Consider the following 22027-nt stretch of genomic DNA (forward strand, 5'->3'; position numbering starts at 1 on the left):
TCTACGGAGGCTTGCGCGTAGCCGCCCGAATGGTGATGTGAAGCGCGAATTTCTACAGTTGTCCCACGGTTGATCGAACCGTTTCACAACACCGGAGAACACCATGAAATTCATCGCCCAGGCCTCACTCCTTTCCCTGTCCGTCATCGCCACTGCCGCCAGCGCGCAGGCCGTGCGCGTGGAAAAGAACATGTCGCTGGACCTGGCCAACCAGATCGCTGCCGCCACGGTGGCGTCGTGCAGCGCGAGTGGCTACAACGTGACGGCCGCCGTGGTGGACCGCGCCGGTTCCTTGCGCGCGCTGCAGCGCGCCGACAACGCCGGCCCGCACACGGTGGGCGCCGCACAGGGCAAGGCCTACACCTCGGCCTCGGCACGCAACACCACGGCCGCGATGCTGGAGAACGTGCAGAAGAACCCGGGCGCCGCGACGCTGGTGGACATTCCGGGCTTCCTGGTGCTGGGTGGCGGTGTGCCGGTGAAGGTGGGCAACGAGGTCATCGGCGCTGTGGGCGTGGGCGGCGCGCCGGGTGGCCATCTGGACGAGCAATGTGCCAACGCGGGCATTGCCAAAGTGGCAGAGCTTCTGAAATGAAAAGCCTGCTGTTGGCACTGTCGCTGGTTTTCACCGGTGCAAGCACTCAGGCGCAGGTCGGGCCGAGCCCAGCCGAAGCGGCGGCCTACACCGGCCTGCACGCAGCGGCCTACCAGGGCGACACGGCCAAAATCGCGCGTCTGACGGCTGCAGGCTCACCCCTCAACGCCACCGACGCCCATGGACGCACCCCATTGCATGTGGCCACCTTCGCGCGTCAACGCGAGGCCATCCGCGCGCTGGCCAAGGCCGGTGCCGACATCAACCGGCTGGAGAACGACCGCTACGACGCCGTGACCATCGCTTCGGTGGCGGACGACGAGGAAACGCTGCGCGTGCTGCTGCAACTGGGCGCCAGCGCGAAGCAGACCACCAGCCGCTACGACGGCACCGCGCTCATTGCCGCTGCGCATCTGGGACACGACGGGGTGGTGCGTCAGCTCATCGCGGCGGGCGCGCCGCTGGACCACGTGAACAACCTGCACTGGACGGCGGTGATCGAGTCGATCGTGCTGGGCGATGGAGGTGCGCGGCATCAGGCGACCTTGAAAGCTCTGATCGATGCGGGAGCCAGTTTGCAATTGACGGACCGCCAGGGACAGACGCCTTTGCAACTCGCCCGTTCGCGCGGGTATTCGGTGATGGTCGCGATGCTGGAGAAAGCAGGGGCGCGGTGAGCATGTTCGCTGGCTGAGGCGGTGTGCCCGGCTCCGCGAATGTCCCCCGGTGGCCTTCGGCCCCCTCCTCCTTTATTTCGCTGCGCCGGACACACCACCTCAGCCAGCAGCCGACACCCTGGCGTTCCTATGCAGGTGCGCCAACATCTCATCAGATCGAAGAGGCTGGGCGTTCTGTGGAGCGAAATAAAGGAGGAGGACCGGCGAAGCCGGTCCGGGGGACATTCGCGGAACAGATCGCCCAGCCTCTTCGATCCCGCGAGGTCAATGCGCGAAACATCTCACCCCAATGAAACCCGAGCAAACTTCCGCTTCCCCACCTGCACCACATAAGTCCCGGCAGAGAGCTTCAAACCCTTGTCGCTGACCACCGCGCCGTCCACCCGCACGCCGCCCCCATCGACCAGGCGATTGGCCTCGCTCGAAGAAGGCGCCAGGCCGGCCGACTTGAGGAGCGACGCAATGCCCAACGGTGCGCCCGACAAAGACACTTCGGGAATCTCGTCCGGCACACCGCCCTTGGAGCGGTTGATGAAATCCTGCTCCGCCGCATCCGCCGCCGCTGCGCTGTGGAAACGCGCCGTGATCTCCTTGGCCAGCGCCACCTTCGCATCTTTCGGGTTGGCACCCTCGGCGATCGCCTTCTTCAACGACTCGATGTGCGCCAGCGACTTGAACGACAGCAGCGTGTACCAGCGCCACATCAAGGTGTCTGAAATGCTCAGCACCTTGGCGAACATCGAATTCGCATCTTCCGTGATGCCGATGTAGTTGTTCTTGCTCTTGGACATCTTGTCCACGCCGTCGAGCCCCTCCAGCAGCGGCATGGTCAGGATGCATTGCGGTTCCTGCCCGTATTCGCTCTGGAGATGGCGTCCCATCAGGAGGTTGAACTTCTGGTCGGTGCCACCGAGTTCCAGGTCGCTCTGGAGCGCCACCGAGTCGTAGCCCTGCATCAGCGGGTACAGGAACTCGTGCACGCTGATCGGCGTGCCGGCCTTGAACCGGTCGTGGAAATCGTTGCGTTCCATCATGCGCGCCACGGTGTACTTGGCCGCGAGCTGGATCATTCCCATCGAGCCCAATGGCAGGCTCCATTCGCTGTTGTAGCGAATCTCCGTGCGCGCCGGGTCCAGCACCAGGCTGGCCTGCTTGTAGTACGTCTCGGCGTTGGCCTTGATCTGCTCGGACGTCAGCGGAGGACGCGTGTTGTTGCGCCCCGAGGGATCGCCGATCAGGCTGGTGAAGTCCCCAATCAGGAAGATCACCTGGTGCCCAAGGTCCTGCAGCTGGCGCATCTTGTTGAGCACCACCGTGTGTCCGATGTGGATGTCCGGCGCGGTCGGGTCCAGCCCCAGTTTGATGCGCAGCGGCCGCCCGGTGCTTTCAGCCTGTGACAATTTTTTGACCCAGTCCGCCTCAGGTATCAATTCTTCGCACCCCCGCAGCGTCACGCTCAGCGCTTCCTTCACACCGTCCGTCAGGGGAGCCATTTTTTGAGAACTTTCGGCGTCGTTTGTGTGGGCGTTCATACGGGTAATTTCAGATGCGAAGGACGGCACGCTGGCTATACTGCGCGGCCAGGGTGACAGATTTTAGTTGGCGCGGTTTTTGCACGATAGCAAGGGCGTCTCGTCCCCCACCGAGCGATCGAGTGAACTTGTTCCGATTCGACCGCTCTTTTTTGTGTGCCATTGCTCCACAGACCGTGGGCAAGCCCTTGCCGGGAACCCTGATTTTGATCCGTTCGCTACTTCACACGCTGGCACAACTTCTTGATGCCACGAGCCAGAGCCTCGCCAGGCACCCACGCCGCATCATGGGTGGCGTCGGTGTGCTGCTCCTGGGCACGGGCGTCACCGCCTTCGGCATCGCACCGCTGGCACCAGACGCTTCCGACCTCCCGGTGCGCCAGGTCATCGAAGCCCTCGACACCTCCTCCCTGATTCAGACCCACGCCGCCAGCGATGTCGTCGCCCCGGCGTTGGTGCTGTTCCGCAGCGAGACCACCCGCCGCGACGACACCGCCCAGAGCCTGCTGCAGCGCCTGGGCGTGAACGACGGCCAGGCGCAGGCATTCCTGCGCAACGACCCCGTGGCTCGTCAGCTCGTCAATGGCCGCGCAGGACGACTGGTCACGGTGGAAACCTCGGATCGCCAGTCGCTATTGCGGCTGACCGCGCGCTGGCTGGCCTCGGATGAAGGTTCCTTCACGCGCCTCGTCGTCGAACACACGCCCTCCGGCTTTGCTGCTCGGCTCGAACAAGCCCCGCTCACCGCGTCCCCCCGGCTCGCCAGCGGCGTGATCCGCAGCTCGCTGTTCGCCGCCACCGACGAGGCAGGCATCCCCGACCCCGTCGCCATCCAGCTCGCCGAGATGTTCGCCAGCAACATCGATTTCCGCCGCGACCTGCGCCAGGGCGATCGTTTCAGCGTGGTCTATGAGAGCCTCGAGGCGGACGGCGAAAGCCTGCGCACCGGCCGCGTGCTCAGCGCCGAATTCGTCAACAACGGCCGTGAGCACGAAGCCGTCTGGTTCGACGAAGCCGGCCACAAGGGCGGCTATTACGACTTCAATGGCCAGAGCGCACGCCGCTACTACCTGTCATCGCCGCTGGAATTCTCGCGTGTGAGCAGCGGCTATGGCATGCGCTTCCACCCCATCTCGGGTCAACGCAAGGCCCACATGGGCGTGGACTACGCCGCTCCCACCGGCACACCGGTGCGAACCATCGGCGACGGTGTGGTGGAGTTTGCAGGCGTGCAGCGCGGCTATGGCAACGTGGTCTATATCCGCCACCGCAACAACCAGATGACCGTCTACGCCCACCTCAGCCGCATCGGCGTGCGCGACGGCCAGCGCGTCAATCAGGGCGAATTCATCGGCAACGTGGGCTCCACCGGGGCCTCCACCGGGCCACACCTGCACCTGGAGTTCCGCGACAACGGTGTGCATGTCGACCCGCTCGAGATCGCCCGCCAGAGCGAGTCCATCCCGGTGCCCGCCGAACTGCGCCAACGCTTCGAAGCCGTGGCCCAGATGCAGCGCGTGCAACTCGATGCGGCGGCCAGTGTCCAGCAGGCCAGTGCGCAGTAGCCGGCCAACCGGCCAAAGAAAAAGGGAGCCGAGGCTCCCTTTTTTGTTTCTGGCGGTTCGTCTGGGTCAGACGCTGAAGCTGGAACCACAACCGCAGGTCGAGGACGCGTTCGGGTTCTTGATCACGAACTGCGCGCCTTCGAGGTCTTCCTTGTAGTCGATCTCGGCGCCAACCAGATACTGGTAGCTCATGGCATCGATCAGCAAGGACACACCGTTCTTGCTCATGGTCGTGTCGTCTTCGTTGACCACTTCGTCGAAGGTGAAGCCGTACTGGAAGCCAGAGCAGCCACCGCCCTGCACGAACACGCGAAGTTTCAGTTCGGGATTGCCTTCTTCGGCGACCAGCTCGGCGACTTTGGCTGCCGCGCTGTCGGTAAAGACCAGCGGTGCAGGCATTTCGGTCTGGATGTTTTCGGCCACAGCACTCATGGATCACCTCTGGGGATGGGTGTGGCCGCAAGACGGGCCACGAAATCGAGGTGGGTGCGAATCACCCACGGACAAAGGGCTATGCTAAAGCAAATCGCCCCTGAGCGGGCTCAGCCGTTGTTTGCCGCCAGTTTCAGTGTGGGTTTGTCCTCGACACCACCGGCCATCGGCTTGAGCTGCCCGCTGATGGTGGCACCCTGGTGCATTTCCAGCGCCTTGTAGGACACATCGCCCTCGATGCGCGCCTTAGGTTGCAGCTCAAGCAGGTCGAACGCCAGCACGGGGCCCTTCACATGGCCGTTGATGATGACGTGGTCGGCGTGGATCTGCCCGGTCACGGTGGCCACTTCGCTCACCACCAACAGACTGGGCTTTTCGTCGCTGGCGCGAATATCGCCCACCACTTCGCCGTCGATGCGCAGGCCGTCGTGGAAAAGCACGTGGCCCTCGATGCGGGTGCCCTGCGCGATCAGGCTCTTGATGGGCGGCTGCTTCTTCTTGTTGAACATGGGAGGCTCCTGAGGTCGGGTTACAGGTTGAAGCTTTGCATGGACCTGACTGAACTGCCCTGCAGGATCTTGGCGGTCACATTTTTTACCACGGCCTGGGCCGGCACGTCCACCAGGCCCTCCATGCGGAGGTAGCCTTTGATGAGCACCGGTTGCGGGCTCGGCGCCTGCGTGGTCGTCCAGGGTTTGCCGGCCAGCGTGCCAACAAAGGTGATTTCGAGGGCGCCCTTGAAGTCGGGCGCGTTCTTGCTCGCCTGCATCATCAGCACCTGCCAACGCAGTTGTGTTTCAGACACACGCTCTGCCTGGAGCCCGCGGATGCTCAGCGCATCGGTGCCGGAACCCGGTATGAGGCGTTCGAAGAAGCCGAGGTCGCTGCGCAGCGCCTGGTTGTCGGCCTGCAAATGGCGGATCTGCATCAGCAGTTGTTCCTGCGTCGCGCGCTCGGCGATCAGGAGGCTCTCCGACGTGTTGGACACCGACTGCGATTCATTGAGGTTGGAACGCAGCACCTGGACTTCCCGGCGCAACTGCTGCAGTTCCTGCGCAGCGTGTCGGTCCAGACCGGCAATGTCCTTGCCGAACTCGAAGGCCCAGACCGCGAGTGCGCCGGAAAAGCCCAGCACGATCGCGCCGAGCAGCCAGCGCATGGGCCAGGGCAGCCTGCTGCGCACCGACACCATCGGTGCACTGACCGTGAGTCTTCGACGCAACAGGCGAAAACGCATTCAAACCTTTCATGTGCAAGCAAAAGAAACCCGGGCCCAGAAAGCAAAAACCGCCCCAAGTCTGACTTGAAGGCGGTTCTTGCTGGTTGCCAGGGCGCTTAGCGCTTGCTGAACTGCTTGCGACGGCGTGCCGAACGCAAACCCACTTTTTTCCGTTCCACTTCGCGGGCGTCGCGCGTGACAAAACCGGCTTGCGACAGTTCCGACTTCAGCGTGGCGTCGTAGTCGATCAGCGCGCGCGTGATGCCGTGGCGCACCGCGCCGGCCTGGCCGGACTCGCCGCCACCGTGCACGTTGACCTGGATGTCGAAGGTCTCGGCATGGTTGGTCAGCAGCAGGGGCTGCTTGGCGATCATGATGGAGGTCTCGCGGCCGAAGTAGGCCTGGATGTCCTTGCCATTGACCGTGATGTGACCACTGCCTTTTTTCAGAAACACGCGGGCGACGCTGGATTTGCGACGGCCGGTGCCATTGTTCCATTCACCAATCATCTCAAGGCTCCTTTAGGCGTTGATTTCCAGCACTTGCGGCTGCTGGGCGGTGTGCGGATGCTCCGCGCCACCATACACCTTGAGCTTCTTGATCATGGCGTAACCGAGCGGGCCCTTGGGCAGCATGCCCTTGACGGCCTTCTCGAGTGCGCGGCCGGGGTGCTTGGCCTGCATGTCGCGGAAGTTGGTGCCATAGATACCGCCGGGGTAACCCGAGTGGCGGTAGTACACCTTGTCGAGGGCCTTGGTGCCCGTGACGCGGATCTTGGCTGCGTTGATGATGACGATGAAGTCACCGGTATCGACGTGAGGCGTGTAAATGGCCTTGTGTTTGCCGCGCAAACGGAGAGCAACTTCACTGGCTACTCGTCCGAGGACCTTGTCGGTCGCGTCAATCACAAACCACTCGTGCGTCACGTCAGCGGGTTTGGCGCTGAACGTTTTGGTCATGAGTTTTCTCTGGGAGAGGTGGTTTGGCGGCTCTTTTCCACGGTCGGTCGTTCTCTGACGGAACGCTCTTAGGTGGGGTCTGGGTACTTCGCCGCGGAGCCAGCAAGTCGCTGCGAAGCCCTCGATTGTACGAAATATCCAGGCGGGCTGGCAAATGCAGCCGCCCGAGCGGTCGGATCCCGTGGCCGAACCGCTACCATCGGGCGATGTTCAGCTACCGCCACGCCTTCCACGCCGGCAACCACGCCGACGTGCTCAAGCACCTCACCTTGATCGCGACCCTGCGCCACCTGATGCAGAAGGACGCCGGCATCACGCTGATCGACACCCATGCCGGCGCCGGGCTGTACCGCCTGGACGGGGACTACACCGAGACCGGCGGCGAAGCCAAGGATGGGGTGGTCAAGCTCATGGCGGCCCTGCGACCGGCCGGCCAGGAACCTGCTGCGGCGGCCCCGGCCATTGACGATTACCTCGACGTCATCGCCAGCTACAACCCGTCGGGCACGTTGCGGGTGTACCCGGGTTCGCCGTTCGTCATCCACCACCTGATGCGTGCCGAATCGCGCGACCGGCTCAAGCTGTTCGAACTCCATCCCACCGACAGCCGCACGCTGTCGGCCAACATCGCCCAGCTGGAGGCCGGGCGTCAGATCGCCGTGGCGCGGGAAGATGGATTTGAGGGCGTGAAGCCTTTGCTGCCGCCACCGCCTTCGTCCACCGGCTCCAAGCGAGCGCTCGTGCTGATGGACCCGAGTTATGAGATCAAAAGCGACTACGGGAAAGTAAGTGCCTGCATACAAGAGTGCATGAGGCGTTTCCCGACAGGCACGTTCCTGGTGTGGTACCCGGTGATCCCGCGTCCCGAGGCCCACGACCTGCCGCGCCGTTTGAAGACCCTGTCCAACCAGGCACAACGCCCCTGGCTCCACGCCACGCTGGCCATTGGCCAGGACCCGACCCACGGCCCGGACGATCGGCCGGGTCTCACGGCGAGCGGCATGTTCGTGGTCAACCCGCCGCACACGCTCAAGCCCGTGCTGGCAGAGGCCCTTCCCCAGTTGCTCCTGCACCTCGGCCGCGGCCGGGGCAAGTCACAGGCCCTCGAATCGGGCGGCGGCTGACGCCTACCCGGCTCACTGCGGCCGGGCCAGGGCCATGGTCCAGTACTTGCCGTAGGTGCTGCCGGTCTGCTGAACGCAACTCACGCCGACGTCTCGGTACTCGGCCCGCATGATGTTGGCGCAGTGACCAGGGCTCGCCAGCCAGCCGTTCATGACCACGGTGACGGTCTGTTGCCCCGCTGCGATGTTCTCCCCGGCCCACGACCAGGCGTATCCCTCCGCGGCAATGCGCTGCGCAGGCGTGGTGCCGCTCAGGCTGGTGTGGGAAAAATAGTTGTTGGTCGCCATGTCGCGCGAGTGGCGGGCTGCCGCGGAAAACAGCCGGTCGTTCCAGGCCAACGGGCCCACCGCCGGCATGGCGGTGCTGCCGCAGGTGCGGGGGGTGGCGCGCGCGGCATTGATCTGCTGCAGCAGGCTGTTCTGGAAATCGGCCAACCCGCAACTGGTGCCCGCGTCCAGCGCGAGCAAGCCCGGCGTGGCGGTGGAGCCGGACGAACCCGTGACGCTGGTGGGTGCGCCGCTCACGCTGCCGGTGGGTGCCGCGGGCGCCGGGGCATCCGAGCCGCCCCCGCCGCCACAGGCAGTGAGGGTCAGGCAGATGGTGCCGGCGGCGATGCCGAAGGCCAGGCGGGATGACGGGGTTTTGCGTGAATCCATGCCAGCCACTTTAGGGTGCCTGGGCGCGGCGGCGGTAAGCGAATGTGCGAACGGTGGCTGGCTCCGGACAAACCCGGACCCGGCACCGGTAAATTAACCGACCGCTCGGTCGGGTAACTGGCTATACTGCCCGGAACGCGCACCGATGCCGCTCAGGAGACGCCCATGTACACCCAGTCTTTCAATGTTCCGGACAAGGCCGATGGCAAGTCGGGCCCGCTCAAGGCGGTGCCGCTGGACGAAGCCAGTGCCGCGCTTCAGGCCCATTTCGATGCGGTGATCGACGCCGACGGCAAGATCGAGCCGCGCGACTGGATGCCAGAGGCCTACCGCAAGACGCTGGTGCGCCAGATCAGCCAGCACGCGCACAGCGAGATCGTGGGCATGCTGCCCGAGGGCAACTGGATCTCGCGTGCGCCGAGCCTCAAGCGCAAGGCCATTCTGGTGGCCAAGGTGCAGGACGAAGGCGGCCATGGCCTCTACCTCTACAGCGCGGCCGAAACGCTGGGCACGAGCCGCGACCAGATGTTCGACGCGCTGCACAGTGGCCGCGCCAAGTACAGCTCCATCTTCAACTACCCCACGCTGACCTGGGCCGACGTGGGCGTGGTGGGCTGGCTGGTGGACGGCGCGGCGATCATGAACCAGATTCCGCTGTGCCGTTGCAGCTTCGGCCCCTATGCGCGCGCCATGATCCGCGTCTGCAAGGAGGAAAGCTTCCACCAGCGCCAGGGCTACGAGGCGCTGCTGGTGATGATGCAGGGCACAGACGAGCAGAAAGCGATGGTGCAGGACGCCGTGAACCGCTGGTGGTGGAAGTGCCTGGCGATGTTCGGCCCGCCCGACGCCGACAGCCCCAACAGCGTGCAGGGCATGCGCTGGGGCATCAAGCGCATCTCCAACGACGACCTGCGCCAGAAGTTCGTCGACGCCACCGTGCCGCAGGCCGAGGTCCTGGGCGTCACGCTGCCAGACCCCGATCTGAAGTGGAACGAGGCGCGCGGCCACCACGACTACGGCCAGATCGACTGGGACGAATTCTGGGCTGTGGTCAACGGCGACGGGCCCTGCAACAAGGAACGGCTGGCCACGCGCGTGAAGGCGTGGGAGGAAGGCGCATGGGTGCGCGAAGCGGCCCTGGCGCACGCGCGCAAGCAACAGGAACGCGCCATGAAGGAGGCCGCATGAACACCGCTGCACTGAAGGAATGGCCGCTGTGGGAAGTCTTCGTGCGGAGCAAGCAGGGCCTGGAGCACAAGCACTGCGGCAGCCTGCACGCCAGCGATGCGCAGCACGCGCTGCATCTGGCCCGCGATGTGTACACGCGCCGCCAGGAAGGCGTGAGCATCTGGGTGGTCCAGTCCAGCGGCATCACCGCCAGCGAGCCCGACAGCAAGGACAGCTTCTTCGATCCCGCGGCCGACAAGGTGTACCGGCATCCCACCTTCTATGAGATCCCGGACAAAGTGGGGCACATGTGATGGTCGCAGCCAAGACACACGCGCCGGTCGACTACCTGCTGCACCTGGCCGACAACGCGCTGGTGCTGGGGCAGCGCAACGCCGAATGGTGCGGCCACGGCCCCATCCTGGAGGAAGACCTGGCTCTGGCCAACAACAGCCTGGACCTGCTGGGCCAGGCGCGCCTGCTCTACCAGCACGCGGCGGCGCTGATCAATGACGACGCCGAAGAAGCGCGGCGCTTTGCGCATCTGAAGGGCGCGCGACAGGACGGCCGCGTGACCGAAGACACGCTGGCCTACTTTCGCGATGTGGCCGAGTTCCGCAACCACACGCTGCTGGAGCTGCCGCACAGCGGCCCGCTGGCCGGCACCGCGGCGGGCAACCGGGACTACGCCACCACCATCGCGCGCAATTTCCTCTACAGCGCGTTCATGGTGCTGGTGTGGGACCGGCTGCGAGCGTCGGCCGATGCGCAGCTCGCGGCCATTGCCGAGAAATCCATCAAGGAAACGCGATACCACCTGCGCCACGCCAGCGACTGGCTGGTGCGCTTCGGCGACGGCACCGCCCAGTCGCACGCCCGCGCGCAGGCTGCGCTGGACCATCTGCTGCCCTATGCGCAGGAATTCTGGATCGGCAGCGAAGCGGAAACGCAGGCGGTGAAGACGGGCACGGGCGTGGATGCGGCCAGCCTGGAGGCCGACTGGAGCGCGCTGCTGGACGACACGCTCAACGAAGCCACCCTGCAACGACCCACCGGAAAGGGCTACGTGCCGCAGGGCAAGCACGGCGTGCACTCGGAACACATGGGTTTCCTGCTGGCCGAGATGCAGAGCCTGGCCCGCGCGCACCCGGACGCGGTCTGGTGAAGACGGACATGCACGCCGATATCTGGGACGCCCTCGCCGACCTGGCCGATCCGGAGATTCCCGTGATCAGCCTGCGCGAGCTCGGCATCCTGCGCGACGTGCGCACCGGCGCCGACGGCACACCCGAGGTGGTGATCACCCCCACCTACAGCGGGTGCCCGGCGATGGGCCAGATCGAGGACGACGTGCGGGCTGCGCTCACGAACGCCGGCCATTCGGCGCGCGTGGTCACGCAGCTCTCGCCCGCCTGGACCACCGACTGGATGAGCGAGGCCGCGCGGGACAAGTTGCGCGCCTATGGCATCGCACCGCCGCAATGCGGCAGCAGCGAGCCATCGGGCACCCGTGTCCTGAAGTTCTCGCGCCAGGCGCTGGCGACGGAGACCGTCCCGTGCCCGCAGTGCGCATCGACCCACACCACCGAGACTTCGCCTTTCGGCTCCACCGCCTGCAAGTCGATGTACCGCTGTCTCGACTGCCTCGAACCCTTCGACTACTTCAAGCCCTATTGACGCCATGAGCACCGCCGCCCGTTTTCATGAGTTGCCGATTGCCCGCGTCACGCCCGAGGCGGCAGGCGCCGTGGCCGTGACGCTCGCGGTACCGCCCGAACAGCGCGCGGCGTTTGCCTTCCAGCCCGGCCAGTTCCTCACGGTGCGTGCCACCATCGGCGGTCAGGATGTGCGGCGGAGCTATTCGATCAGCAGCCCGCGCAGCCTCTACACCCACCAGGGTGAGCTCACGCTCGGCATCCGGCCGGTGGAAGGTGGCGTGTTTTCCAACTGGGCAGCATCTGCGCTGAAGGCGGGCGACACGCTTCGCGCCATGCCACCGGACGGCCGCTTCACGGTTCACAAGCCGCGCGCGTTGCACCGCGTGGGCTTTGCCGCGGGATCGGGCATCACGCCCATCCTCTCGCTCATGGCCAGCACGCTGGAAGAATCCGAGGACAGCAAGTTCACGCTGGTGTATGGCAACCGCCGCATGGGCAGCGTCATGTTCAACGAAGCGCTGCAGGATCTCAAGGACCGCTACGCCAGTCGGCTCACGCTGATCCACATCCTCTCGCGCCAGGCACAGGAAGTGCCTTTGCTCGAAGGCCGCATCGACGGCGACAAGGTGCGCGAACTCATCGGCACGCTGCTGCCGGTGGCCAGCATGGACGAGGTCTTCGTCTGTGGTCCCGAGGCCATGATCGAGGCCACCGAAAAGGCCCTGCTCGACGCTGGCGTGCGGCCCGACCGTGTGCACACCGAGCGCTTCACCTCGCCCACGCTGGAAGGGCTCTCGCCGGACCAGCGGCACGCGGTGGTGCTGGGGCACCCGGCGGTTCGCACCGAGGGCGACGTGGCCCTGACGGTGGTGCTCGACGGCAAGCCCCATGAATTGCGCATGAACCGCGATGAACGTGTGCTGGATGTCGCCCTCAACGCCGGGCTGGACCTACCCTGGTCTTGCCGCGGCGGTGTGTGTTGCACCTGCCGCGCCAAGGTGCTGGAAGGCACGGTGGTGATGGAGAAGAACTTCACGCTCGAACCCTGGGAGACCGACAAGGGATTCGTGCTGAGCTGCCAGGCCCGACCCCACACCGACCGCGTGGTCGTGAGCTACGACGAACGCTAGTCTGCGAGCACGACGACCGGCGCCACGCCGGACTGCAACAGTCCGATCGACGCCGCCGCGGCGCGGCTGAGGTCGATCACGCGGCCCCTCACATGCGGCCCCCGGTCGTTGATGCGCACCCGCACTTCCTGCCCCGTTCGCACATGCCGCACGCGCACCTGCGTGCCGAAAGGCAGCGTCCTGTGCGCAGCGGTCATGGCGTTCATGTCGAAGGCTTCACCGCTGGCGGTGCGCCGGCCGTGGAACCGTTCGCCGTACCAGGAAGCCATGCCGCGGTCGATCTCTGCCTGGCCTTGAGGTTCGGCGGATGGCGCATCGGGCAGGCCGGGCATGTCGGGCGTGGATGGTGCGCGCGTGGCACAACCACCGAGCCACAACACCGTGGCCAGCATGAGGGTGAGCGCGGGCTTGAAACTCATGCGGCCCGTTTTACCAGAACGGGCCGGACCGGTCATTCCTTCAGGTTCTGCCCGGCGAAGCGCCGGCTGAGTTGCGACCACGCGTCGGCCCAGCAGCACGCGTGATCGAATCCTGGCAACGATTCCACGTGGGGTGTGGGTGGCGTCCCCTTGCGGTCGTGACCTTCAGCGGCGCCGAGAAAGCTGGTCAGCACAGCGCGTGACACCACCGGGTCTTTCTGGCCGATGAAATGCCACTGCGGCAGATGCGCCACCCTGGCAGCCACGTCCTTTGGATTGAGCGAACCCTGCAGCGCCGACAGTCGTTGCTCCTGCGTCCACACCTCGATGTCCAGCGTGCCCGCCACGCTCACCAGCGCCACCACATCGGAGCGGCGCGCCGCCACGAGGGTTGCCACGGCGGCACCACCGGAGTACCCCACGAGCACCAGCTCGGCGGCAGCGTGCCGTTGCCTGAGTTGTTCCACCGCCTGGTCCATCGCGTCGATCACCTCGGGCGCAAAGCGGTGACTGCCCCAGTAACGGGGTCCGCACCCCTTGAATGCGGCGCCCCGCGTGTACTGGCAAGGACGGGCCAGATAGACGGCGGTCGCGCTCGCGTCGGCCATCGCCAGACGAAGGCCCAGGGGGTCGACCGGTGTGGGCGAAAACGAAGGCGTGTGCGGATCCAGCCAAGCGAGGCCATCGCCTTCGATGTAGACGGTCAATCGGCGCGTGTCGCGCAAATGGGCGGGCGCGAAGGCCTGCAGATCGAAAACAGGCCCTGGCAGCTGCGCGGACTGCCAGCCCTGCGCCTCTGCCAGCCTCTCGATGCTGGCGCTGCGCGATTCGGGCGTTGGCACCGCGCAGCCACTCATCACCGCCACCGCGGCGGCGACGATCCACCCGCGAAGGGAGTGGCAGGTCAGAAAACCCAACCCAGTCGCACGGTGGCGCTCTGGTCGCGAAGGCCCTTGCGCAGACGCACGTCGTAGCGCGCGGTGACGTCCATGCTTTCGGTGGCGCGGTAGCGGATGCCCACGCCCAGCTCCGCAACCGCCCTGGCGTGCGGAAGGCCCTCGGTGGTGAAGGCCACGCCACCACCCGTGAAGCGCGCCGTCACGGCGTTGCGCTGGCTGTTGAGGTCGTAGCCCACGGCAGCCCGTGTCAGCCATTGGGTTCGCGCAGTCAGATCGCCCTGCACGTGCGCACCCACCTTGAGGATGAGTTCCCGCGCCTTCTGCGCGTTCACCTGCAGGTTCAGCGCGCCGGCACCGGTCTCGGTGTAGCCGTCGCTGCGGAACTGTCGCCAGTCCAGCGCCACCAGCGGCTTCACAGTGATCCCGTTGATCTCATAGGCCTTGCTCACGCCAACGCCCAGGTGCCAGGCATCGCCGTCGTAGTCGCCCTCGGCGGTGCGCCCGATGAAGCCCATCGCGCGTTGCGATTCGATGTTGCTGCGGGTGTAGTCAGCCTGCCAGTCGAGTTGCAGGCCGGCCTCGTTGAGGAAGTGGCGGCCGTAACCGATCAATTGCACGCTCTCGATCTGGCTGCGGTGGCTGGCCGCGAAGTCCTGGCCATCCACCGTGCTCTTGAGATAGCCCAGGCCGAACCCCAGTCGGGTCGCGGCATTCAGGTCGCTCCGCACACCGCCCACCAGGCCGTACGTGTCCATCTCGTAGCCGCTCGCGCCATTCACCGCATCCTGGTCAACCCAGTTGCCGACCGGCTTCACCCAGAGGGTCTTGCCACCTGCCTGGGCGCCGCCGGACTGGCCGGTGGCGGCGCGCTGCTGCTCGAGCGCCGCGCCCGAACTCGCCCCGTGCATCAACGCCGCCAGCGCCGCATTGCCGTGCAGCGACGGCATGATCTGGCCGACCGCGACCGCCACGTCCCGGTTGGTGGGCAGTTGGCCCAGCGCGGTGGTCACCGCGTCCCAGTCGGTACCGGTGGTGCCACCCTGGATGTAGCCATCGAGCACCGTGGCGGCAGGCAGGCCGTTGTGAAGACCTTGCTCGGTGACCGCCGACGCGATGCCACCGCCCTGTGACGGGGATGCCACGGCAACAATCCGAAGATCCACTGCGTTGCCGTTGGTGACGGATTCGAAATTGAACAGGGCGCTGTCGTCGCTCACGTTGCTGGCGGCCGCGCTGTTGGTCAGGGTCCCGGTGGCCGCGACCACGCCGGCGAGCGTCTGTCCATTGGCCAGTGAATTGACCGTGTTGACGTCGACGACGAACGTGGCACTGGAAGTCAACTCCGCATTGCCCTGCACAGCCACGCGCCCGTGGCTGGACGTACCGCTGGCGCCCAGGCGCACGGCGCCGCTTTGCGAGTAGTTGCCGATGATGTTCGCAACCACACCCTCATCCACGCGCAACGTGCCCGCGTTGCTGAAAGCGTTGGCAGCAACGCTGTTCACGGTGACCGTGTGAGCGGAGCTGCCCACGCGCAAGGTGGCGCCGCTGGCCACGCCAAATGTGTCGCTGCTGAACGTGTTCTCGGTGGTGAAGCTCGCGCCGCTCAGCAGGTTGACCGCACCGCCTGCGTTGGTCACCGCGCCGGAGATCCGCCCGCTGGCGCCCGAGAAGTTGATGGTGGTGTTGCTGGTGCTCACGCTGCCCAGCAGCTGGCCACTGTTGTTGAGGGTGGTGAGGATGTTCGTGTTGAGGATGGCGCCTGCAGGCCCGGTGATCACGCCGGTGTTGTTCAGCACGCCCAGTGTCCCGGTGGTCTCGATGCCGTAGCCGCTGGTCAGCGCCTCGATGGTGCCGGCGTTGTTCAGCTCCACCACGTTCGAGTAGTTGAAGATGGCCGTGTTGGTCTGGCCTTCCATCCGCCCGCCGCTGCCGTTGTTGAGCAGGGTGATGATCCCTGAGTTTTCCATCGAGTGGACCTGGCCGCGCATGAGGCCGGTGTTGTCGAGCAGGTCGATCGTTCCATAGTTTCGGAACGCGTCGTAGCTGCCTTCGATCTGGCCCTGGTTGACCAGCGACACCCCGATCGGCGGCGTGCTGTTGATGTCCGGAATGCCGACCTGCACGCCATTGAAGCCCCCGCTGATGCTGCCGGTGCTGGTCACGGTGAGCTGGTCGTTGTCGATCAGTTCGCACATGGGTGAACGGGCGGTGGAGACGGTGATGACGCCCACCTCAGGGCACGAACCGGCTCCGCCGAGCACGGGCCCCGGTCCCGACAGCGCAGGACCTGCGCCGCCCATCACGGCCAGGGCCACCAAAGCGGCCCGGGTTCCTCGAATCCCGGCGGTGGAGCCACCGCCCCGGCGCTGGCGCGCAGTCTCGGGGACGGCCTGGGTTTGCTGGGTGGATGCAATGCGGACGATGGAGTAAATGTGGTTCATGGAAATGCCGGGTGCAAGAGCGCCCCGTGGGCGCGAGAAACCACGTCGTCGACAACTGGGGAAATACACGAAAGGCCTCAGAAAGGTCTTCGTTTGGGGTCAACTGGCGCGTGTTTGACCCAAGGATAGGTCACAACTTCTTACATTTCACGCACCGGGCGCGAACAAGTCAGGGTTGTGTGCACTTTGACACCATCGCACGCCGCCTGACGTGCGCGGTGACACGCCTTCAGTGGCCAGCGAGGCGGCGCATGAGCTCGGTCGTCGCGCCGCTCTGGTTCATGGTGTAGAAGTGCAGGCCGGGCACACCGGCGTTGCGCAACTGATCGCACAGGTCGGTCACCACATCCAGGCCGAAGGCCTTGATGGAAGCGGTGTCGTCACCAAAGGCCTGCAGGCGCATGCGGATCCACCGCGGGATCTCGGCGCCGCACGCGTCCGAGAACCGCATGAGCTGCGTCGAGCTCGTGATGGGCATGATGCCCGGCACCACGGGCACGTCCACCCCCTGCTTGTGCAGGTCGTCGACATACCGGAAGTAGGCATCGCTGTTGAAGAAATACTGCGTGATGCCCGAGTTGGCGCCGGCTTTCACCTTGGCAGCGAAGGCCTCGAGGTCGCTCTGCGGCGACTTCGCCTGCGGATGCGTCTCGGGGTACGCCGCCACTTCGATGTGGAAGCGGTCGCCAGTCTCGGCGCGCACAAAAGCCACGAGGTCGCTGGCGTAGCGGAACTCGCCGCCGCTGCCGTAGCCACTGGGCAGGTCACCACGCAGCGCCACGAGACGGCGGATGCCCGCGGCCGAATAGGCCGCGAGGCGCTCACGGATGCTCTCGCGCGACTGGCCGATGCAGCTCAGGTGCGGCGCAGCGGGCCAGCCCTCGGACATGATCTCGGTCACCGCCTGCAAGGTGCCGTCCTGCGTGGAGCCGCCCGCCCCGAAGGTGACGGAGCAGAACTCGGGCTGGAGCGCATACAGCTGCTGGCGCACCGCGCGCAGCTTGACCGCGCCTTCGGGCGTCTTGGTCGGGAAGAACTCCAGGCTGATTGGAAGACTCACGGTCCTCTCCTTGAATCAAGTTTCGCAAAGACAAAAAACTCGCGGTTCCCGTCACCCCCCGTGATCGGGCTTTCGAAGTAGTCACCCATCGACAGACCGTTGCCGGCACAGGCCTGTTCGATGCGTTCACGGACGATGGCGTGACTCGCCACGTCCTTCACCAAACCACCCTTGCCGATGTGCTCAGGCTGCAGCTCGAACTGCGGCTTGACCAGCATCAGCAGGCTGGCGCGCTCCGCCAGCAACGGCACGAGCGCTGGCCACACCAGCGTCTGCGAGATGAACGACAGGTCACCCACGATCAGATCGAACGGCGGCGCGCCGCCGGCATCTTCCAGTGCGTGGGCCGACACCTCGCGCGCGTTGCACTTCTCGATGCACACCACGCGCGGATCGGCGCGCAGCTTCGGGTGCAACTGGCCCTGGCCCACGTCCACACCCACCACCCGGGCCGCGCCCTGCTGAAGCAGGCAGTCGGTGAAACCACCGCTGCTCTGCCCCACGTCCAGGCACCGCAGGCCGCGCACGTCCAGTGCGGTGTGTCGCAAGGCACCCTCGAGCTTGAGTCCGCCGCGCGACACATAGCGCGTCTCGGCGGTGTCCAGCAAGCGCAGCTCGACCACGTCGCGAAGTTCTTCGCCGTTCTTGGCCACCGCCCTCCACTCGCCGCCGGGCAGCCGCCATTGCACGCCAGCGGCAACGAGCCGCTGGGCCTGCGAACGGGTGGCCGCGAGGCCGCGCTCGACCAGCAACTGGTCGACCCGCATGCCGATCAGTACCGGTACGTGTCGGGCTTGTACGGGCCTTGCTTGGGCACGCCGATGTAGGCGGCCTGCTCGTCGGTCAGCTCGGTCAGCATGGCGCCGACCTTCTTCAGGTGCAGGCGCGCGACCTTCTCGTCCAGGTGCTTGGGCAGCACATAGACCTTGCCAATGTCGTAGCTGTCGGGGTGGGAGAAGAGTTCGATTTGCGCAATCGTCTGGTTGGCGAACGAGCTCGACATCACGAAGCTGGGGTGGCCGGTGCCGCAACCCAGGTTCACCAGGCGGCCTTTGGCCAGCATGATGATCTTCTTGCCATCCGGGAAGATCACGTGATCCACCTGCGGCTTGATCTCTTCCCACGTGTACTTCTCGATCGCAGCGATGTCGATCTCGTTGTCGAAGTGGCCGATGTTGCAGACGATGGCCTGGTCCTTCATGGCGGCCATGTGGTCGTGCGTGATGATCGACTTGTTGCCGGTGGTGGTCACGAAGATGTCGGCCTTGTCGGCGGCGTATTCCATGGTCACGACCTTGTAGCCTTCCATCGCGGCCTGCAGCGCGTTGATGGGGTCGATCTCGGTCACCCACACCTGGGCGCTCAGGGCGCGCAGGGCCTGGGCCGAGCCCTTGCCCACGTCGCCGTAGCCGGCGACCACGGCCACCTTGCCGGCGATCATCACATCGGTCGCGCGCTTGATGCCGTCGACCAGCGATTCACGGCAGCCGTACAGGTTGTCGAACTTGCTCTTGGTCACCGAGTCGTTGACGTTGATGGCGCGGAACGGCAGCGTGCCCTTCGCGCTCATTTCCTTCAGGCGGTGCACGCCGGTGGTCGTCTCTTCGGTCACGCCGATGATCTGCGCGGCCTTGCGGCTGTACCAGGTCGGGTCCTGGGCGATCTTCGCCTTGATGGCGGCGTACAGGCAGGTCTCTTCCTCGCTGGTCGGGTTGGCCACCACGGAGAGGTCTTTCTCGGCCTTCTGGCCCAGGATCATCAGAAGCGTGGCGTCGCCGCCGTCGTCCAGGATCATGTTGGGGCCTTCGCCTTCGGTGCCGGCGGCGCCGAACTCGAAGATGCGGTGCGTGAAGTCCCAGTATTCGGTCAGGGACTCGCCCTTGTGCGCGAACACCGGCGTGCCCTTGGCCACCAGAGCGGCGGCGGCGTGGTCCTGGGTCGAGAAGATGTTGCACGAAGCCCAGCGCACGCTGGCACCCAACGCCTGCAGCGTTTCAACCAGCACCGCGGTCTGGATGGTCATGTGGATGCTGCCGGTGATGCGCGCGCCTTTCAAGGGCTGCTTGGCGGCGAATTCCTCACGGATGGCCATCAGACCGGGCATTTCGGTCTCGGCAATCTTGATCTCCTTGCGGCCCCAGTCGGCCAGGGCAATGTCGGCGATCGCGCAATCGGTGAAGGTGGGGTTGTTCAGACGGGCATTCATGGTTCGCTCCAGTAAGGATGGACAAACCACATCTCGCAGGGGAGCCAAAAATGAACTCATCGCACGGGATGTGGATGAGCGTCGTTGCATGGATGGTCCGAGCCTCACGCCCCGCTGCCGAACAAGTCGGTGGGACGCTGCAACGCTCCTCGGATCGCTGGATTCTAGCCGACCCAGCCGTTTCAAGGTGTATGAGAAACTGCCCGGCTTCCATGGACAAAACTCCTATCAGCCTCTGGCCCGCGCCGGCGCGCGCGCGCATCCGGGGCGTGTTGACCGACATCGACGACACCCTCACGACCGACGGCGCCATCACGCCCGACGCGCTGGATGCGCTGCACCGCCTGCGCGCGGCGGGTCTGCCCGTGCTTGCCATCACCGGCAGGCCCGCCGGCTGGAGCGAGGGCTTTGCGCTGGCCTGGCCACTGGACGCGATCGTGGCGGAAAACGGCGCCGTGGCGCTGTGGCGCGGGGAAGACGGCCAGCTCTGCCGCGCCTACCTGCAGGACGCCGGGACCCGCGCGGCCAACTTCCAGCGCCTGCAGGCGGTGGCGAAACGTGTGCTGGCCGAGATGCCGCAGGCGCGGCTGGCCGAGGACAGCCCCGGGCGCGAGACCGACATCGCCATCGACCACAGCGAGTTCGCCCACCTGGACGGTGAGGAGATCGCCCAGGTGGTGCGGATCATGAAGTCTGAGGGCCTGAACGCCACGGTGAGTTCCATCCACATCAACGGCTGGATGGGCGATCACGACAAGCTCGCCGGCGCGCGCTGGATCGTCCGGGAGCGCCTGGGCCGGGTGCTCGACGCCGAGCTCGACCACTGGGTCTATGTGGGCGATTCCACGAACGACGCGCGCATGTTCGGCCACTTTCCGCACAGCGTGGGCGTGGCCAACGTGGCCCGGTTCTGGGACGCGCTGTCGCACCACCCGGCCTACGTGACGCGCGGTGAACGCGGTGCCGGTTTTGCCGAGGTGGCAGCGGCGGTGCTGGACGCTCATCCGCCATGAGCGAGCACCCGCTGCCGGCCAGGAACGCAGGCCTGGGCGGTTCACAACCCAGCCCCATTCCCCACGCGCCGCTGGGTCTGTTCGCGATATTCGGATCCACCTTCTTCCAGCTGGTGGGTTACTTCATGCTCATGCCGCTGCTGTTGCTGCGCTTGAAGGGCGATGGTGTGTCCACCGCGCTGGCCGGCGTGTTCGTGGCCACGGGCTGGCTGGGCATCTTTGCCATGACCCCGTTTGCCTCGGCGATCACGCAGCGGCTGGGCCGGCGTCCGTCGCTCTGGCTCGCCGCCTTCGTGCCGGTGCTCGCCATCGGTGGCTTCCTGTTCAGCGATTCGCTGGCCTTGTGGTTCGTCTGCATCTTCATCGAAGGCATGGCAGCCGGCTTGCGGTGGGTGCTGGCAGAAGCCGTGGTGGCTGAGTTCTCGCCATCCCACCAGCGCGGGCGCAACGTCGGCATCTTCGAGACCATGGTGGGCACCACCTTCGTGCTCGGCCCGATGGTGCTGGCCTGGGCCGGCGCTCAGAGCGATGCGGCGTTGTGGATCGCCCTCGGCTTCACGGTGCTCGGCCTTGGCTGGAGCCTACTGATTCCGCGCGTGCCGGTGGCGGCCGATGCGCACAGCGCGCGCGTGGGGCTCTCCGGCGTGTGGCATGCGCTGCGCGCGCACCCGCTGATCATGACGGTGGGCTTCGTCGGTGGATTCTTCGAGAGCGGCCTCACGTCGATCCTGCCGCTGTATGGCCTGGCGCTGGGCCTGGGCGCCACGCTGGCGGCGCTGCTGGTGTCGGCCAGCGGCCTGGGCAGCGCCGTCATGATGCTGCCTGCCGGCGTGCTCGCCGATCGCATGGCTCAGCATCCCGAGCGGCGCTGGGGCGACGACCGCTCCGCGCGTCTGACGCTCATGCGCGTCTGTGCGCTCGTGACGTTGGCCGCGACGCTCGTCATCCCTTTCGTCGCCGGCACGCCCTGGCTCGCCGCGCCCGTGGCTTTCCTCTGGGGTGGCGCCGGCGGCTGCCTTTACACATTGGCGATGATCGACATCGGGTCGCGCGAAGAGGGCATCACGCTCGTCAACAGCACCGCGGTGCTGGTGCTGTCGTACACGCTGGGCGGTGTGATGGCGCCCGCATGGGGCGCGGCCGCGCTGCAGTGGGCCCCCACCCTCGGCTTTCCCGCCCTTTTGACGCTGGTGGCGGGGGCCGGCTGGTGGCTGTTGAGACGGGCCCGATCGGCCCCACCTGCGGGAACCCACCCGGGTTAAGCTGGTCCC

Annotated in this window: 24 protein-coding genes and 1 riboswitch; of the genes, 11 read left to right on the top strand and 13 right to left on the bottom strand. The window is 65.9% G+C overall.

Annotated features, from left to right (window positions below):
- Positions 1-103: 103 nt before the first annotated feature.
- Positions 104-595 carry a GlcG/HbpS family heme-binding protein gene (locus ACTIEY_RS05240; protein ID WP_439518032.1) on the top strand — a complete coding sequence of 164 codons (492 nt, stop codon included), beginning with the start codon at positions 104-106 and terminating at the stop codon, positions 593-595.
- Positions 592-1272 (top strand): ankyrin repeat domain-containing protein, encoded by a 681-nt coding sequence (locus ACTIEY_RS05245; RefSeq protein WP_439518033.1) that lies wholly within the window; start codon positions 592-594, stop codon positions 1270-1272. The genes ACTIEY_RS05240 and ACTIEY_RS05245 overlap by 4 nt, the downstream gene beginning before the upstream one ends.
- Before the next feature lie 281 nt (positions 1273-1553).
- Here ACTIEY_RS05245 and tyrS read toward each other — a convergent pair whose 3' ends face one another.
- A complete protein-coding gene (tyrS, locus tag ACTIEY_RS05250; protein WP_439518034.1) occupies positions 1554-2765 on the bottom strand; it encodes a tyrosine--tRNA ligase in 1212 nt (403 codons plus the stop codon).
- A 245-nt stretch (positions 2766-3010) separates the two neighbouring features.
- Between tyrS and ACTIEY_RS05255 the strand changes: the two genes are divergently transcribed.
- Positions 3011-4369, top strand: a complete 1359-nt coding sequence (locus ACTIEY_RS05255) for a peptidoglycan DD-metalloendopeptidase family protein (protein ID WP_439518278.1) — start codon at positions 3011-3013, stop codon at positions 4367-4369.
- 66 nt (positions 4370-4435) lie between these two features.
- Here the strand turns inward: ACTIEY_RS05255 and erpA are convergent, their stop codons facing one another.
- The 5 genes from erpA to rplM all read right to left on the bottom strand — a co-directional run bounded on the left by erpA (position 4436) and on the right by rplM (position 6979).
- Positions 4436-4801 (bottom strand): iron-sulfur cluster insertion protein ErpA, encoded by a 366-nt coding sequence (gene erpA / locus ACTIEY_RS05260; RefSeq protein ID WP_439518035.1) that lies wholly within the window; start codon positions 4799-4801, stop codon positions 4436-4438.
- 110 nt (positions 4802-4911) lie between these two features.
- Positions 4912-5310, bottom strand: a complete 399-nt coding sequence (locus ACTIEY_RS05265) for a bactofilin family protein (RefSeq protein WP_439518036.1) — start codon at positions 5308-5310, stop codon at positions 4912-4914.
- A gap of 20 nt (positions 5311-5330) precedes the next feature.
- The gene (locus ACTIEY_RS05270; protein WP_439518037.1) at positions 5331-6038 is read right to left on the bottom strand and encodes a DUF6776 family protein; all 708 of its coding nucleotides are present in this window, start codon (positions 6036-6038) and stop codon (positions 5331-5333) included.
- A gap of 98 nt (positions 6039-6136) precedes the next feature.
- Positions 6137-6529 carry a 30S ribosomal protein S9 gene (gene rpsI / locus ACTIEY_RS05275; RefSeq protein WP_428290282.1) on the bottom strand — a complete coding sequence of 131 codons (393 nt, stop codon included), beginning with the start codon at positions 6527-6529 and terminating at the stop codon, positions 6137-6139.
- A gap of 12 nt (positions 6530-6541) precedes the next feature.
- Positions 6542-6979: a 50S ribosomal protein L13 gene (gene rplM / locus ACTIEY_RS05280; RefSeq protein ID WP_439518038.1), complete on the bottom strand. Its 438-nt coding sequence runs from the start codon at positions 6977-6979 to the stop codon at positions 6542-6544.
- Positions 6980-7185: 206 nt separating this feature from the next.
- Here rplM and ACTIEY_RS05285 point away from each other — a divergent pair, with 206 nt between their 5' ends.
- Entirely contained in the window at positions 7186-8103 is a 918-nt protein-coding gene (locus ACTIEY_RS05285) for a 23S rRNA (adenine(2030)-N(6))-methyltransferase RlmJ (RefSeq protein ID WP_439518039.1), read from the top strand.
- A 12-nt stretch (positions 8104-8115) separates the two neighbouring features.
- On the opposite strand, the gene ACTIEY_RS05290 is transcribed toward ACTIEY_RS05285, so the two are convergent.
- The gene (locus ACTIEY_RS05290; RefSeq protein WP_439518040.1) at positions 8116-8760 is read right to left on the bottom strand and encodes a CAP domain-containing protein; all 645 of its coding nucleotides are present in this window, start codon (positions 8758-8760) and stop codon (positions 8116-8118) included.
- Between the two features lie 165 nt (positions 8761-8925).
- Here ACTIEY_RS05290 and paaA point away from each other — a divergent pair, with 165 nt between their 5' ends.
- Genes paaA through ACTIEY_RS05315 form a run of 5 tightly spaced genes read left to right on the top strand, consistent with a single transcriptional unit; the run spans position 8926 to position 12715 of the window.
- A complete protein-coding gene (paaA, locus tag ACTIEY_RS05295; RefSeq protein WP_439518041.1) occupies positions 8926-9948 on the top strand; it encodes a 1,2-phenylacetyl-CoA epoxidase subunit PaaA in 1023 nt (340 codons plus the stop codon).
- Complete coding sequence (gene paaB, locus ACTIEY_RS05300) at positions 9945-10241, top strand: 1,2-phenylacetyl-CoA epoxidase subunit PaaB (protein WP_439518042.1); 297 nt, start codon at positions 9945-9947, stop codon at positions 10239-10241. Before paaA ends, paaB begins: the two co-directional genes overlap by 4 nt.
- Positions 10241-11092: a 1,2-phenylacetyl-CoA epoxidase subunit PaaC gene (gene paaC, locus ACTIEY_RS05305; protein ID WP_439518043.1), complete on the top strand. Its 852-nt coding sequence runs from the start codon at positions 10241-10243 to the stop codon at positions 11090-11092. The genes paaB and paaC overlap by 1 nt, the downstream gene beginning before the upstream one ends.
- A gap of 8 nt (positions 11093-11100) precedes the next feature.
- Positions 11101-11604 carry a 1,2-phenylacetyl-CoA epoxidase subunit PaaD gene (gene paaD, locus ACTIEY_RS05310; protein ID WP_439518044.1) on the top strand — a complete coding sequence of 168 codons (504 nt, stop codon included), beginning with the start codon at positions 11101-11103 and terminating at the stop codon, positions 11602-11604.
- A gap of 4 nt (positions 11605-11608) precedes the next feature.
- Positions 11609-12715, top strand: coding sequence for a 2Fe-2S iron-sulfur cluster-binding protein (locus tag ACTIEY_RS05315; RefSeq protein ID WP_439518045.1), 1107 nt, complete (start codon positions 11609-11611; stop codon positions 12713-12715).
- Here ACTIEY_RS05315 and ACTIEY_RS05320 read toward each other — a convergent pair.
- The 6 genes from ACTIEY_RS05320 to ahcY all read right to left on the bottom strand — a co-directional run bounded on the left by ACTIEY_RS05320 (position 12712) and on the right by ahcY (position 19743).
- The gene (locus ACTIEY_RS05320) at positions 12712-13134 is read right to left on the bottom strand and encodes a septal ring lytic transglycosylase RlpA family protein (RefSeq protein ID WP_439518046.1); all 423 of its coding nucleotides are present in this window, start codon (positions 13132-13134) and stop codon (positions 12712-12714) included. The genes ACTIEY_RS05315 and ACTIEY_RS05320 overlap by 4 nt on opposite strands.
- Positions 13135-13166: 32 nt before the next feature.
- Positions 13167-14051 (bottom strand): alpha/beta hydrolase, encoded by an 885-nt coding sequence (locus ACTIEY_RS05325; protein ID WP_439518047.1) that lies wholly within the window; start codon positions 14049-14051, stop codon positions 13167-13169.
- A complete protein-coding gene (locus tag ACTIEY_RS05330) occupies positions 14039-16477 on the bottom strand; it encodes an autotransporter domain-containing protein (protein WP_439518048.1) in 2439 nt (812 codons plus the stop codon). The genes ACTIEY_RS05325 and ACTIEY_RS05330 overlap by 13 nt, the downstream gene beginning before the upstream one ends.
- A gap of 229 nt (positions 16478-16706) precedes the next feature.
- Positions 16707-17537: a methylenetetrahydrofolate reductase [NAD(P)H] gene (gene metF, locus ACTIEY_RS05335; RefSeq protein WP_439518049.1), complete on the bottom strand. Its 831-nt coding sequence runs from the start codon at positions 17535-17537 to the stop codon at positions 16707-16709.
- The gene (locus ACTIEY_RS05340) at positions 17534-18304 is read right to left on the bottom strand and encodes a TlyA family RNA methyltransferase (RefSeq protein ID WP_439518050.1); all 771 of its coding nucleotides are present in this window, start codon (positions 18302-18304) and stop codon (positions 17534-17536) included. Before ACTIEY_RS05340 ends, metF begins: the two co-directional genes overlap by 4 nt.
- 5 nt (positions 18305-18309) lie before the next feature.
- Positions 18310-19743, bottom strand: a complete 1434-nt coding sequence (gene ahcY / locus ACTIEY_RS05345; RefSeq protein WP_439518051.1) for an adenosylhomocysteinase — start codon at positions 19741-19743, stop codon at positions 18310-18312.
- A 69-nt stretch (positions 19744-19812) separates the two neighbouring features.
- Positions 19813-19900, bottom strand: a riboswitch (S-adenosyl-L-homocysteine riboswitch).
- Positions 19901-19955: 55 nt separating this feature from the next.
- Here ahcY and ACTIEY_RS05350 point away from each other — a divergent pair.
- Together ACTIEY_RS05350 and ACTIEY_RS05355 are read left to right on the top strand one after the other, a co-directional pair.
- Complete coding sequence (locus ACTIEY_RS05350) at positions 19956-20756, top strand: HAD-IIB family hydrolase (RefSeq protein ID WP_439518052.1); 801 nt, start codon at positions 19956-19958, stop codon at positions 20754-20756.
- A complete protein-coding gene (locus ACTIEY_RS05355) occupies positions 20753-22018 on the top strand; it encodes an MFS transporter (RefSeq protein ID WP_439518053.1) in 1266 nt (421 codons plus the stop codon). The genes ACTIEY_RS05350 and ACTIEY_RS05355 overlap by 4 nt, the downstream gene beginning before the upstream one ends.
- Positions 22019-22027: the final 9 nt, after the last annotated feature.

It is taken from the genome of Hydrogenophaga sp. (assembly GCF_051858985.1).
GTDB lineage: Bacteria > Pseudomonadota > Gammaproteobacteria > Burkholderiales > Burkholderiaceae_C > Hydrogenophaga.

Bases quoted from the DNA above. Each gene is read 5' to 3' on its own strand.
- paaC (WP_439518043.1), top strand. From the start codon at position 10,241: ATGGTCGCAGCCAAGACACACGCGCCGGTCGACTACCTGCTGCACCTG.
- ACTIEY_RS05285 (WP_439518039.1), top strand. From the start codon at position 7,186: ATGTTCAGCTACCGCCACGCCTTCCACGCCGGCAACCACGCCGACGTG.
- paaB (WP_439518042.1), top strand. From the start codon at position 9,945: ATGAACACCGCTGCACTGAAGGAATGGCCGCTGTGGGAAGTCTTCGTG.
- ACTIEY_RS05355 (WP_439518053.1), top strand. From the start codon at position 20,753: ATGAGCGAGCACCCGCTGCCGGCCAGGAACGCAGGCCTGGGCGGTTCA.
- rplM (WP_439518038.1), bottom strand. From the start codon at position 6,979: ATGACCAAAACGTTCAGCGCCAAACCCGCTGACGTGACGCACGAGTGG.
- ACTIEY_RS05245 (WP_439518033.1), top strand. From the start codon at position 592: ATGAAAAGCCTGCTGTTGGCACTGTCGCTGGTTTTCACCGGTGCAAGC.
- ACTIEY_RS05340 (WP_439518050.1), bottom strand. From the start codon at position 18,304: ATGCGGGTCGACCAGTTGCTGGTCGAGCGCGGCCTCGCGGCCACCCGT.
- ACTIEY_RS05330 (WP_439518048.1), bottom strand. From the start codon at position 16,477: ATGAACCACATTTACTCCATCGTCCGCATTGCATCCACCCAGCAAACC.
- paaA (WP_439518041.1), top strand. From the start codon at position 8,926: ATGTACACCCAGTCTTTCAATGTTCCGGACAAGGCCGATGGCAAGTCG.
- ACTIEY_RS05265 (WP_439518036.1), bottom strand. From the start codon at position 5,310: ATGTTCAACAAGAAGAAGCAGCCGCCCATCAAGAGCCTGATCGCGCAG.
- tyrS (WP_439518034.1), bottom strand. From the start codon at position 2,765: ATGGCTCCCCTGACGGACGGTGTGAAGGAAGCGCTGAGCGTGACGCTG.
- ACTIEY_RS05240 (WP_439518032.1), top strand. From the start codon at position 104: ATGAAATTCATCGCCCAGGCCTCACTCCTTTCCCTGTCCGTCATCGCC.
- ACTIEY_RS05350 (WP_439518052.1), top strand. From the start codon at position 19,956: ATGGACAAAACTCCTATCAGCCTCTGGCCCGCGCCGGCGCGCGCGCGC.
- rpsI (WP_428290282.1), bottom strand. From the start codon at position 6,529: ATGATTGGTGAATGGAACAATGGCACCGGCCGTCGCAAATCCAGCGTC.
- erpA (WP_439518035.1), bottom strand. From the start codon at position 4,801: ATGAGTGCTGTGGCCGAAAACATCCAGACCGAAATGCCTGCACCGCTG.
- ACTIEY_RS05320 (WP_439518046.1), bottom strand. From the start codon at position 13,134: ATGAGTTTCAAGCCCGCGCTCACCCTCATGCTGGCCACGGTGTTGTGG.
- paaD (WP_439518044.1), top strand. From the start codon at position 11,101: ATGCACGCCGATATCTGGGACGCCCTCGCCGACCTGGCCGATCCGGAG.
- ahcY (WP_439518051.1), bottom strand. From the start codon at position 19,743: ATGAATGCCCGTCTGAACAACCCCACCTTCACCGATTGCGCGATCGCC.
- ACTIEY_RS05270 (WP_439518037.1), bottom strand. From the start codon at position 6,038: ATGCGTTTTCGCCTGTTGCGTCGAAGACTCACGGTCAGTGCACCGATG.
- ACTIEY_RS05290 (WP_439518040.1), bottom strand. From the start codon at position 8,760: ATGGATTCACGCAAAACCCCGTCATCCCGCCTGGCCTTCGGCATCGCC.
- ACTIEY_RS05315 (WP_439518045.1), top strand. From the start codon at position 11,609: ATGAGCACCGCCGCCCGTTTTCATGAGTTGCCGATTGCCCGCGTCACG.